This is a genomic window from Angustibacter peucedani, from assembly GCF_054779595.1.
Genome location: NZ_BAAGXY010000066.1, coordinates 1 through 11,589 on the forward strand (window position 1 = coordinate 1; position 11,589 = coordinate 11,589).

Sequence of the window (11,589 nt, forward strand, 5' to 3'; positions counted from 1 at the left end):
GCGCGCCCCGGCCCGCCGCTCGCGCACCCTGGTGGTCGCGGCGGCCGGCGCGCTCGGTGCAGGCTTCGTCGCCGCTGGCGTGCTGGGTGCCGCGACGAGCGGCTCGCTCACGCCCGGCGGCCGGGCGCCGGTCGCCCAGCTCACCGTGCAGCCGGCGAGCGGTGGCAGCGGCGCGGGCACCACGCCGCAGCAGCGCTACGGCGGCACGCACCTCGCGCCCGCCCTGGTGCAGCCGGTCGTCGGCGTTCCGGTCGGCTTCCCGGCCGGCGGCCGCAACGGCGTGCGCCCGGCCGTGCTCGCCCTGCAGGGCCGCTGACCGCGCCCCCGCGTCGCGCGGTCCGCAGGGTCATGGGGGAGGATCGAGGCAGACCTGCCGCCGTGGGCCGTGCGGCCCCCAGGAGGAGACCTCGATGAGCCAGGACGTCCCGTCGTCCGGTGACCCCGCGCCGCAGGGCGAGCCGACCCCGCCGGTCGAGCCCGCCGCGGCCGAGCCGACCCCGCCGGCCGAGCCCGGCGCGGCCGAGCCGACCCAGCCGGTCGAGCCGCCGCAGGAGCAGCCGGGCTGGTGGAGCCCGTCGGGGTCGACCGGGTCGACCGGGTCGACCGGGCCCGTCGAGGCCGTCCCGCCGTCGTCCGACGCGAGCGCCCCGCCGCCGGCGGCCCCCGTGCCGCCGGTGCACCCGTACCCACAGCAGCCGACCTACCCGCCGCAGCCGACCTACCCGCCCACCACGGACGACACCGCCGTGGTGCCGACCGGGTGGCAGGGCGGTGGTGACAGCCTCGGCCGCCCGCAGCGCGAGCGCCGGACGCCGGTCGGCCTGGTCGTGGCGGCGGCCGTCGTGCTCGCGCTCGTGGCCGGCCTGCTCGGCGGGGCCGCGGGCGCCTGGTGGTCCGACCGCGTGGGCGGCGCCTCGCCCAACCGCTCGGTGACGCTGCCCACCCCCTCGCCCGGGACGACGGCGCGGTCGGCGTCCAGCATCGCCGGGGTGGCGCAGAAGGTGCTGCCGAGCGTGGTCTCGATCGAGGTGCGCGGCGCCGACGGCTCGGGCACCGGCTCGGGCTTCGTCATCCGCTCCGACGGCTACATCGTCACCAACAACCACGTCGTGGCGGGCGCCGGCTCCGGCGGCTCGATCACCGTGGTGTTCCCCGACGGCTCGCACGAGCCGGCCAAGGTCGTGGGCAAGGACGCGTCCTACGACCTGGCCGCGATCAAGGTCTCGCGCGAGGACCTCCCGGCGCTCGAGTTCGGCGACTCGGACTCCGTGGTCGTCGGCGACGAGGTCATCGCGATCGGCGCGCCGCTCGGGCTGGAGGGCACCGTCACCACGGGCATCGTCAGCGCCATGAACCGCCCGGTGTCGGCCGGCGAGAGCGAGGCCGACCCCGCCTTCATCAACGCGATCCAGACCGACGCCGCGATCAACCCGGGCAACTCCGGTGGCCCGCTGGTCGACCTGCAGGGCAAGGTCATCGCAGTCAACTCCGCGATCGCCCGCGTGCCCGGCACGGGTGCGCTGGGCGGCCAGTCCGGCAACATCGGCCTGGGCTTCGCCATCCCGTCGGTGCAGGCGCGCCGCACCGTCGAGCAGCTGATCCAGACCGGCAAGGCCGTGCACCCGGTGATCGGCGTGCTGCTCGACCGGTCGTACACCGGCGAGGGCGTGCGGGTGTCGTCCGAGACGCAGGGCGGCCAGCCGCCGGTCACGCCGGGCGGACCCGCCGACAAGGCGGGCATCAAGCCGGGCGACGTCATCACCAAGTTCGAGGGGCGTCCGATGAGCGACTCCGACGCCCTGGTGGTGGCGATCCGGTCGAAGGCGCCCGGCGACCGCGTGCAGCTGACCGTGCGCACCGGCGATGCCGAGCGCACCGTCACCATGACCCTGCAGGCGTCCAGCGACTGAGCCGGACGTCGTCCGGGGTGGTCTGGGCCGGTCCGGGTCACGGCCCGGCGGCGGACGGGGGATGATGGGGCCGTGTTCTCGATCAACGGCGGGGAGTTCCTCGTCCTCATCGTGGTGGCGCTCGTCGTCCTCGGCCCCGAGCGGCTGCCCCACTACGCCCAGCAGCTGGGCAAGTTCGTGCGCGAGGCCCGGTCGTTCGCGGTGAAGGCGCGCGAGCAGGTGCGCGAGGAGATGGGCGAGGAGTTCGACGACGTCGACTGGCAGGCGCTCGACCCGCGCCGCTACGACCCGCGGCGCATCGTGCGCGACGCGCTGTTCGACGGCGACGACGACCCGTTCGGGATCAGCGACAGCGCGCCGAACGTGCCGAAGAACATGCGCAACGGCGCGGCGGCGACCTCGGCGAGCACGGCCGCCGGGTCAGCCGACGACGGAGGTCCTGCTGCTGGTGCGGCCGGTGGCACCGCGGCGAGCGTCACCGAGGGCGGCGGCGACCCGCAGGCGTACGACACCGACGCCACCTGACCCACCCCGGGTGGCTCCGAGGGAGCGAGCAGGAGCGGTCAGCGGCCGGCGGGGGTGAGGCCGAGCGAGCGCCCGGCCAGGCCGCGCGCCCGGCGCGACAGCGTGCGGGCGACCCCGCGCAGCGCGACGGCCGCGGCGGAGTCGGGCTGCGACAGGACGACGGGTGTCCCCGAGTCGCCCGCCTCGCGCAGCGAGACGTCGAGCGGCACCTGGCCCAGCAGCGGCACGCTCGCGCCCACGGACCGCGTGAGCGAGTCGGCCACGGCCTGACCGCCGCCGCTGCCGAACAGCTCGAGCCGCGAGCCGTCGGGCTGCTCGAGCCACGACATGTTCTCGACCACGCCGACGACCTGCTGGTGGGTCTGCAGCGCGATCGCCCCGGCCCGCTCGGCCACCTCGGCGGCCGCACGCTGGGGGGTCGTCACCACGAGGATCTCGGCGCCCGGCACGAGCTGCGCGACCGAGATCGCGATGTCGCCGGTGCCCGGCGGCAGGTCGAGCAGCAGCACGTCGAGGTCGCCCCAGAAGACGTCCGACAGGAACTGCTGCAGCGCGCGGTGCAGCATCGGCCCGCGCCAGACGACCGGCTGGTTGCCCGGCACGAACATCCCGATCGAGATGACCTTCACGCCGTGCGCGTCGGGCGGCAGGATCATGTCGTCGACCTGGGTCGGACGACGCTCGACGCCCAGCATGCGCGGCACCGAGAAGCCGTAGACGTCGGCGTCGACCACGCCGACCCGCAGCCCGTCGGCCGCCATGGCCGCCGCCAGGTTGACCGTCACCGAGGACTTGCCGACGCCGCCCTTGCCCGACGCGATCGCGTAGACGCGGGTCAGCGAGCCGGGCTGGGCGAACGGCACCTCGCGCTCGGCCTGCCCGCCGCGCAGCTGCTCGCGCAGCCCGCGGCGCTGCTCGTCCGACATCACGTCGAGCTCGACCTGCACCGAGGTGACGCCGGCGAGCGCGCTCACGGCGGTGGTGACGTCGCGGGTGATGGTGTCCTTGAGCGGGCAGCCGGCCACCGTGAGGTAGACCGCCACCGCGACCGTGCCGTCGTCGCCGACGACGACGTCCTTCACCATCCCGAGCTCGGTGATCGGCTTCTTGATCTCGGGGTCCTGGACGCGCGAGAGCGCCTCGCGCACCTGGTCCTGGGAGGGCATGGCCATGCCCACGATGCTAGGCGCTCGCCGGCGCCGCCTTCGCGGCGGGCAGGGGCTGCCCCTAGGGTTGCCGCTGTGGCACCGGGGAGCGAGGGCGAGCCCACGACGACGTCGTCGAGCCGGCGCGGACGACGTCCCGCACCGGCCGAGCTCGCGGCCTGGCGCTCGTTCCTGCGCGCCCACGCCGCGGTCACCCGCCGGCTGGAGGCCGAGCTGCAGGCCGAGCACGGCGTCCCGCTCGCGGTGTACGACGTCCTGGTGCAGCTGGTCGAGGCCCCCGGCCGCCGGCTGCGCATGACCGAGCTCGCGGGCGCCGTCCTCATCTCGCGCAGCGGCCTGACCCGGCTGGTCGACCGCATGGTGCGCGACGGCCACGTGCACCGCGAGCCCGACCCCGACGACGCCCGCGGCGTCTGGGCGGTGCTGACCCCGGCCGGCTACGACCGGCTGCGCACGGCGTCCACGACCCACCTGGACGGCGTGGCCCGCTACGTCGTCGACCGACTCGAGCCGGCCGAGCTGCAGGCGTGGGGCAGCGCGTGCGCGAAGCTCGCCGCAGGCGACCCGCCGCCGGCCGCCGAGGCCGAGGTCAGCTGACCCGGCGCGAGCCGCTGGTGGTGGCGAGCAGGGTGCTGCTGGCCGCCACGCGCACCTGGTAGGTGGCGGCGCGCAGCCCGGTGAACGACGCGGTGCCCCGCGAGCTCGCGGTGCGCGAGGTGACGGCGACCCAGCCGGACGACGCGTGCCGGTAGAGCACCACCCGCTGGCGCACGTACGGGACGACGGTGGCGGTGAACGTGCCGCGCCCGCTGCGGGTGCTGATCCGCGCGTGCACGCCGACCGTCGTGGTGGGCGAGTGCGACGCGAGGGCCGTGGTCGAGCCGGCGTACGTCGCGTACAGCGAGGTCGTGGCCCGCCCGGTCGCGCGGTACACGACCCGCCCGGAGCTGTCGGTGGTGGCGCCCCAGCAGGTGTAGCTGCGGGCGGGGGCGACCTTGCGGCACAGGCGCACCGGGGCGTGCGACAGGCCCGAGCCCGAGCGCGAACCCACCAGCCGGGCCGTGATGGTGAGGGTCTGCCCGTAGCTCACCGACGACGCCGAGCGCGACACCGAGGTGGCGGTGCTGGCGCGCGGCAGCGGCGGCAGGTCCGGGCCGTCGCAGCGCAGGGCGGCGCAGACGGCGGCGGCCGGGTCGACGAGGCCCGCGCCGAAGGAGTTGTCGGGGCCGACCGGGCCGAGGTCGTGCGCGGTGCCCTGCAGCACCTGCGCGACCTGCGGTGCGGTCAGCGTGGGGTCGGCGCTGCGCACCAGCGCGGCGACGGCCGCGACGTACGGGGTCGCCATCGACGTGCCCGACTTCGAGCCGTACCCGCCGGGCACGGTCGACAGGATGCCCACGCCGGGCGCCGCGACGTCGACGGTCGAGCCGGTGTTGGAGAAGACCGCGACGCGGTCGGACGAGTCGGTGGCGGCGACGCCGATGACGCCCGGGTAGGCGGCCGGGTACTCGACCGGGTTGCCCTCGAGCTTCTCGTTGCCGGCCGCCGCGAGGACGACGACGTCGTGGTCGCGGGCGTACTGCACGGCCGCCGCGGTGACGTCGTCCGGGGTGTCGCCGCCGAGCGAGAGGTTGACGACGGTGGCGCCGTGGTCGACGGCGTGCACGATGCCGGCCGCGACGTCCGAGCTCCAGCCGTCGCCGTGCGCGTCGAGCGCGCGCACCGGCAGCACCTTGGCGTCGGGCGCGAGCCCGGCCACGCCGATCCCGTTGCCCGCGACGGCGGCGATGATGCCGCCCACGTGGGTGCCGTGGCCGTTGCCGTCGGCCGTCCCGTCGCCGCCGGCGAGCACGTAGTCGGTGCCGTTCGACGGGCCGGTCAGCACGTCGCCGGCGAGGTCGGGGTGCGCGGCGGACACGCCGGTGTCGACCACGCCGACGACGACGCCTGCGCCGCGCGAGCTGGTCCAGACGTCCTCGGCGTGCAGCCGGTCGAGCGCCCACTGGGTGCTGCGGTACGTGTCGTCGGAGACGTCGAGCGCGTGCACGCGGGTGTCGACGGCCACGCCCACGGCGTCCGGACGGCGCTGGGCGGCGCGCAGCAGCGCCTCGGCCGCGGCGCGGCTGGTCGCGGTGCTCACAGCGACGCGGGGCCGGCCGTCGTCCGAGGTCAGGGTGACGACGCGCACCGACCCGCCCGCGCGCGCGTGCGCGAGCAGGTCGCCGGGAGCGGCGGTCAGGCTGGGCCCGCGGCGGTCCCAGCGCGGGGGCTGCACGTGCAGCCGGGACGCCGGACCGGTCGAGCCGGACGTCGAGCCGGACGTCGAGCCGCCAGGAGCGGCGGACGCCGGCACCGCGGCCAGGCCGGCGAGGGCCGACGCCAAGGCGACGCCGGTGAGCAGGAGCGGTCGGGAGCGGCGCACGGTCAGGACGCGGCCCGCTTGCGCGAGCGCGGTGCCGGCGCGGCGACCGGCTCGGGCTCGGCGTGCTTGGCGGTGCGGCACCAGGGGCAGAGCTTCCACTCGACGTCCAGCTGGCGACCGCACGAGGTGCAGCTCGAGTCGAGCGAGACGCCGCACCACGGGCACGCGAGCATGCCGCTCTCGACGCCTCGCTCGCAGGACGGGCAGTGCTTGCCCCCGCCGTGGTCGGCGTGCGTGACGCGCACGGCCTCCTCGAAGGTGGTCTCGCCGCGCTTGGCCTTCTCCAGCGCCGCGCCGCGCAGCGTCATCATGCCGACCGCGCGGGCCTGCGCGCCGACGGCCGACTCGGTGGCCGACGTCATCAGCACGGTGCGCATGGCGTTGTCGACCTCGAGCACCTCGTAGACGGCGGTGCGGCCGCGGTAGCCGGTGCCGCCGCAATCGGGGCAACCGACGCCCTTGAGCGGCGTGGCGTCGAGGATGTCCTCGATGGTCAGGCCGAGCAGCGCGAGGGTGCCCTCGTCGGGGATGTAGCCCTCGGCGCACGAGTCGCACGGCTTGCGCACCAGGCGCTGGGCGACCGCGGCGGTCAGGGACGACGCCACGAGGAACGGCTCGACGCCCATGTCGACCAGGCGGGTCAGGGCGGCGACGGCCGAGTTGGTGTGCAGGGTGGTGAGCACGAGGTGACCGGTGAGCGAGGCCTTGAGGGCCAGCTCGGCGGTCAGCGCGTCGCGCACCTCGCCGACGAGGACGATGTCGGGGTCCTGGCGCAGGATCGAACGCAGGCCGGCGTCGAACGTCATGCCCGACTTCAGGTTGACCTGCACCTGCGTGATGCCGGGCAGCTGCACCTCGATCGGGTCCTCGAGGGTGACGATGTTCTTGTCCGGCGTCATCGTCTCGTGGATCGCGGCGTACAGCGTGTTCGTCTTGCCGGAGCCGGTCGGGCCGGTGATGAGCACCAGCCCCTGCGGCACCGACAGCGCCGACATGAAGGTCTCGAGCTGGGCCGGCTCGAAGCCGAGCGAGGCGAGCGAGGGCACGTTGTCGGCGCGGGTCAGCAGGCGGACGACAATCTTCTCGCCGTGCAGCGACGGCAGGGTGCTGACGCGGGTGTCGATCGCCGTGCCGTCCACGATGATCCGGCTGCGGCCGTCCTGCGGCACGCGGCGCTCGGCGATGTCGAGGCCCGACATGATCTTGACGCGGCTGACGACCGAGGGGCCGATGCGCTTGGGGGCGTTCATGACGTCGCGCAGCAGGCCGTCGACGCGGTAGCGGATGCGCAGGCCGTCGCGCTGCATCTCGATATGGATGTCGGAGGCGCGCAGGCGGGCGGCGTCGGCCAGCACCTGGTTGACCAGCTTGACGATGGGGGCGTCGTCGGTGCCGGCGCCGGAGAAGTCGTCGGTCGAGGGCGCGGAGTCCTCGACGTCCTCGGCGATCATCGTGACGCCGGTGTCGTCGGCGGCCAGCGACCAGGCGCGGGCCAGGTGGTCCTTGATCTGGGTGGCCGGGGCGACGACCACGTACAGCTCGGCGGCGCGCGTGTACATCCGGACGTCGTCGAGCGCGAGCACGTTGGTGGGGTCGGACGTCGCGACGATCAGCCCGCCCTCGGGGTGGCGGTCGAGCAGCAGGACACCGGTGCGGTCGGCCACGGCGCGCGGCAGCAGCCGGACGACGTCCGGGGCCGGGACGACGCGCGACAGGTCGGCGGACTCCAGGCCCAGGTGCGTGGCGAGGGCCTCGGCGACCTCGCGCTCGGTGGCGTAGCCGAGGTCGGCGACGACCTGGCCGAGCCGGCGGCGCGGGCCGTCGGTGCTGCGCTGCGTGGCCAGCGCGTGCTCGAGCTGGGCGGCCGTGATGAGCTGCTCGTCGATCAGCACCTCGCCGAGCCGGCGACGCCGGTTCTTCGCCTCGGCGTCGAGCGGGCGCGCGACGAGGGCGACGGGCGGCTGCGCCTGGCCGGGCGGCGGCACGGTCACGGACGGCTGGGTGGACGACGACATGACGTCCTCATCGGCACGTGGGCCGTTCGGGTGAAGTCCTCAGGTGGAGCAGTTCACCGGGCGTGCTCGGCGGGGTCGTCCGCGGCCGGCTCGTCGCCGCCGTGCCGGTCGCGCTCGTCGAGCTCCTCGAGCAGGGCCCGCAGCTCGGAGCGGACGAAGTCGCGGGTGGCGACCTCGCGCAGCGCGATCCGCAGCGACGCGACCTCGCGGGTGAGGTACTCGGTGTCGGCCAGGCCGCGCTCGTCGCGGGCGCGGTCCTGCTCGTTGAGCACCCGGTCACGGTCGTCCTGGCGGTTCTGCGCGAGCAGGATCAGAGGCGCGGCGTACGAGGCCTGCAGCGACAGGATCAGCGTCAGCAACGTGTAGTTGAGCTTGCGCGGGTCGAACTGCAGGGCGTCGGGGCCGAAGGTGTTCCAGAGCAGCCACAGCGCGACGAACACCGTCATGTAGACGAGGAAGCGCGCGGTGCCCATGAACCGCGCGAACCGCTCGGCGAAGCGGGCGAACGTCTCGGGGTCGACCTGCGGTCGGGTGATCAGCGCCCGGCGCTGCTCGCGCGGCTGGTCCAGGCGCGAGGCGGCGCGGGTGCGGCGGGGCTCACGCGCCATGGCCACCGCCCGAGGCCAGGCCGCCGTGGTCGTCGTCGTCGCGCCAGTCCTCGGGCAGCATGTGGTCCAGGACGTCGTCGACCGTCACGGCGCCGAGCAGGTGCCCGTCGGCGTCCGCGATGGGTGCGCTGACCAGGTTGTACGTCGCGAGGAACCGCGTGAGCTGGCCGAGCGTGGCCTCGGGCGAGAGCGCCTCGATGTCCTTGTCGATGATGCCGCCGACCGCGGCGTGCGGCGGCTCGCGGAGCATCCGCTGGATGTGCACCAGCCCCAGGAAGCGCCCGGTGGGCGTCTCGAGCGGCGGCCGGCAGACGAACACGCTGGCCGCGAGCGCCGGGCTGATCTCGGCCCGCCGGACGACGGCGAGCGCCTCGGCGATGGTGGCGTCCGGCCCGAGGATGACCGGGTCGGACGTCATCAGGCCGCCGGCGGTGTCCTCGTCGTAGGTGAGCAGGCGGCGCAGCGGCGCGGCCTCCTCGGGCTCCATGAGCTGCAGCAAGTTCTCGGCCGTCTCGGCGGGCAGCTCGCTGAGCAGGTCGGCGGCGTCGTCCGGCTCCATGGCCTCCAGGACGTCGGCCGCGCGCTCGTTCTCGAGCTGGCTGATGATCTCGACCTGGTCGTCCTCGGGCAGCTCCTCGAGGACGTCGGCCAGCTTCTCGTCGTCCAGCGCGGCCGCGACCTCGACCCGGCGCTTGGGCGACAGGTCGTGGATGACGTCGGCGAGGTCGGCCGCCTTGAGCGACTCGAAGGTCGCGAGCAGGTTCGCGGCGCCCTGGCCGGTGGACTCCAGCGACAGGCCGGTGACGTCGTCGGTGTCGACCAGGAAGCTCTCGCCGCGGCGGCGCAGGCGCCGGCCGAGGCCGCGCAGCTCGGTGTCGCGGCGGACGAAGACCTTGCTGACGACCCAGTCGCGGGTGCGCTGCTGCGTCATCGCGACGTCCTCGACGACGACCTTGCCCGAGCCGTCGCGCATCGTCACCGTGCGGTCGAGCACCTCGGCGAGCACGAGCGACTCGGCCTGGCGCTGCTCGAAGCGCCGCATGTTGACGACGCCGGTCATGATCACCTGGCCGCCGTCGACGCTGGTGACGCGGGTCATCGGCAGGAACACCCGTCGCCGTCCGGGCACCTCGACGACCAGGCCGACCACGCGCGGGGCCAGGCGTCCGGTGCGGAAGACGACGACGACGTCTCGCACCCGACCGACCTGGTCGCCGCGAGGGTCGAACACGGCGAGACCGGACAGGCGCGCGATGAAGACCCGCGAAGGTGCGCCGCTCACGGTCGCCAGGCTAGCGCCGCCTACGCTGCGATCCGTGCAGGCACCGGACCAGCTCTCCTACGACGTGGTGGACGTCTTCGCCGAGCGGCCGTTCGCGGGCAACCCGCTGGCCGTGGTGCACGGCGCCGGCGAGCTGGACGACGGGCAGCTGCAGGCGCTGGCGCGCGAGTTCAACCTGTCGGAGACCGCGTTCCCGGTGGCGGGGAGCTCGCCCGACCGCTACGCGCTGCGGATCTTCACGCCGGTGGTCGAGCTGCCGTTCGCGGGCCACCCCTCGCTCGGCGCCGCCTGGTCGCTGCGGCAGCGCGGGCTGGTCGGGCGCTCGCTGCACCAGGACTGCTCCGCCGCGTCGGTGCGGCTGGCGCTGGGCGAGGGGGACGACGACCTGGTCTGGCTCACCGGGGCGACGCCCGCTGTCGGGTCGCCGCTGGACGGCGAGGCCGCGCTGACCGCAGTGGGGCTGACGTCGTCCGACCTGGTCGACCCGGTGGGGCGGCCGGCGCTGGTCGCCGGCACCGGCCTGCCGTTCTGCTACCTGCAGGTGAGCCCGGACGTCGTCGCGCGCGCGGACGTCGACCTGCCGGCCCTGCGCCGGGCGCGCGGCGGGCGCGAGCTCGGGGGCGTGGTCGTGGTCGGCTGGGACGACGGCACCGCCCACGTGCGGGTCTTCACCGACGACATCGGCGCCGCGGCCGAGGACCCCGCCACCGGCTCGGCCGCGCTCGGGCTGGGCGTCGCGCTGGTCGCCACGGGGGTGCTGCCCGGCGAGGGCGAGAGCCGGTACCGGGTCGAGCAGGGCGCCGAGATCGGGCGGCCCTCGGTGCTGCACGGGCGGGTCGAGGCGGAGGCCGGCGCGGCGGTGCGCTGCCACGTCGGCGGGCGCGTGGTGCGGGTCGCCAGCGGGCAGGTCGCGGTGCCGCCGGCGCGGTCCGCGCGCTAGCGGACGCCGATCGTCCGGAACCACCTCTAGCCTCGGCCGCATGACGAACCGACCCCCCTGGGAACCGCCCTTCTCCGCGCCGGCCGCCGTGAGCCTGGTCGCCGCGCTCGACCGCCAGCGCACCACGTTCCGGTGGAAGGCCGACGGCCTCGACCGGGCCGGCCTCGACCTGACGGTCGGCGCCTCGTCGCTCTCGATCGGCGGGCTGCTCAAGCACCTGACGCGCGTCGAGGACGTGCACTTCCGCTGGGACGTCGACGGCGAGGCGCCGTCCGAGCCGTGGCGCTCGCACGACTGGGACGCCGACCCCGACTGGGACTTCACGTCCGCGGCGCACGACGAACCGGCGGCGCTGTACGCGGCCTACGACGCGGCGGTCGCCCACTCGCGGCAGGTGCTGGCGTCGTGGCTCGAGCGCGGCGACCTCGAGCAGCCCATCGCCATGGGCGAGCGCGCCGGGGTGACGGTCAGCCTGGGTCGAATGGTCGCCGACATGCTCGAGGAGTACGGCCGCCACACCGGGCAGGCCGACGTGCTGCGCGAGACCGTCGACGGCCGCGTGGGCGAGGACCCGCCGGCCGACTACCTGCCGCCGTTCTTCGCGACGGCCTAGGACTGCCGGGCCCGGCGCCGCAGCAGCCGCAGGGCCCGGCGCCGTCGTCCGCCGGCGTGCCACGGCCGCCAGCCGGACGTCGTCGTCGGGCTCGGCACGGGCGCGGCC

At 75.4% G+C, this 11,589-nt stretch carries 10 protein-coding genes and 1 pseudogene; 6 read left to right on the forward strand and 5 right to left on the reverse strand.

All coding sequences use genetic code 11. From position 1 onward, the window contains the following. From ACYVJ4_RS12720 to ACYVJ4_RS12730, 3 genes and pseudogenes are all read left to right on the forward strand, one after another. Positions 1–316: pseudogene (locus tag ACYVJ4_RS12720) on the forward strand (hypothetical protein); the annotation flags it as partial. A gap of 94 nt (positions 317–410) precedes the next feature. Next, positions 411–1,910, forward strand: a complete 1,500-nt coding sequence (locus tag ACYVJ4_RS12725) for a S1C family serine protease (RefSeq protein ID WP_460460502.1) — start codon at positions 411–413, stop codon at positions 1,908–1,910. Positions 1,911–1,982: 72 nt separating this feature from the next. Beyond that, positions 1,983–2,435 carry a twin-arginine translocase TatA/TatE family subunit gene (locus ACYVJ4_RS12730; protein WP_460460503.1) on the forward strand — a complete coding sequence of 151 codons (453 nt, stop codon included), beginning with the start codon at positions 1,983–1,985 and terminating at the stop codon, positions 2,433–2,435. A gap of 38 nt (positions 2,436–2,473) precedes the next feature. Here ACYVJ4_RS12730 and ACYVJ4_RS12735 read toward each other — a convergent pair whose 3' ends face one another. Continuing rightward, the gene (locus tag ACYVJ4_RS12735) at positions 2,474–3,607 is read right to left on the reverse strand and encodes an Mrp/NBP35 family ATP-binding protein (protein ID WP_460460504.1); all 1,134 of its coding nucleotides are present in this window, start codon (positions 3,605–3,607) and stop codon (positions 2,474–2,476) included. Positions 3,608–3,676: 69 nt separating this feature from the next. On the opposite strand from ACYVJ4_RS12735, the gene ACYVJ4_RS12740 reads away from it, so the two are divergent. Next, complete coding sequence (locus ACYVJ4_RS12740) at positions 3,677–4,198, forward strand: MarR family winged helix-turn-helix transcriptional regulator (protein WP_460460505.1); 522 nt, start codon at positions 3,677–3,679, stop codon at positions 4,196–4,198. Here the strand turns inward: ACYVJ4_RS12740 and ACYVJ4_RS12745 are convergent. From ACYVJ4_RS12745 to ACYVJ4_RS12760, 4 genes are read right to left on the reverse strand one after another with little or no spacing between them, the layout of a single operon-like run. Further along, positions 4,191–6,023, reverse strand: a complete 1,833-nt coding sequence (locus tag ACYVJ4_RS12745) for a S8 family serine peptidase (protein WP_460460506.1) — start codon at positions 6,021–6,023, stop codon at positions 4,191–4,193. The two genes, ACYVJ4_RS12740 and ACYVJ4_RS12745, sit on opposite strands and share 8 nt — an antisense overlap. A gap of 2 nt (positions 6,024–6,025) precedes the next feature. Continuing rightward, the gene (locus ACYVJ4_RS12750; RefSeq protein ID WP_460460507.1) at positions 6,026–8,038 is read right to left on the reverse strand and encodes an ATPase, T2SS/T4P/T4SS family; all 2,013 of its coding nucleotides are present in this window, start codon (positions 8,036–8,038) and stop codon (positions 6,026–6,028) included. Positions 8,039–8,091: 53 nt separating this feature from the next. Next, a complete protein-coding gene (locus ACYVJ4_RS12755; protein WP_460460508.1) occupies positions 8,092–8,646 on the reverse strand; it encodes a DUF1003 domain-containing protein in 555 nt (184 codons plus the stop codon). Next, a complete protein-coding gene (locus tag ACYVJ4_RS12760) occupies positions 8,636–9,928 on the reverse strand; it encodes a magnesium transporter MgtE N-terminal domain-containing protein (protein WP_460460509.1) in 1,293 nt (430 codons plus the stop codon). Before ACYVJ4_RS12760 ends, ACYVJ4_RS12755 begins: the two co-directional genes overlap by 11 nt. 34 nt (positions 9,929–9,962) lie before the next feature. Here ACYVJ4_RS12760 and ACYVJ4_RS12765 point away from each other — a divergent pair, with 34 nt between their 5' ends. Continuing rightward, positions 9,963–10,868: a PhzF family phenazine biosynthesis protein gene (locus tag ACYVJ4_RS12765; protein ID WP_460460510.1), complete on the forward strand. Its 906-nt coding sequence runs from the start codon at positions 9,963–9,965 to the stop codon at positions 10,866–10,868. 40 nt (positions 10,869–10,908) lie between these two features. Continuing rightward, entirely contained in the window at positions 10,909–11,481 is a 573-nt protein-coding gene (locus ACYVJ4_RS12770) for a mycothiol transferase (protein ID WP_460460511.1), read from the forward strand. The last annotated feature ends 108 nt before the right edge of the window (positions 11,482–11,589 follow it).

Bases quoted from the DNA above. Each gene is read 5' to 3' on its own strand.
- ACYVJ4_RS12725 (WP_460460502.1), top strand. From the start codon at position 411: ATGAGCCAGGACGTCCCGTCGTCCGGTGACCCCGCGCCGCAGGGCGAG.
- ACYVJ4_RS12755 (WP_460460508.1), bottom strand. From the start codon at position 8,646: ATGGCGCGTGAGCCCCGCCGCACCCGCGCCGCCTCGCGCCTGGACCAG.
- ACYVJ4_RS12735 (WP_460460504.1), bottom strand. From the start codon at position 3,607: ATGGCCATGCCCTCCCAGGACCAGGTGCGCGAGGCGCTCTCGCGCGTC.
- ACYVJ4_RS12750 (WP_460460507.1), bottom strand. From the start codon at position 8,038: ATGTCGTCGTCCACCCAGCCGTCCGTGACCGTGCCGCCGCCCGGCCAG.
- ACYVJ4_RS12770 (WP_460460511.1), top strand. From the start codon at position 10,909: ATGACGAACCGACCCCCCTGGGAACCGCCCTTCTCCGCGCCGGCCGCC.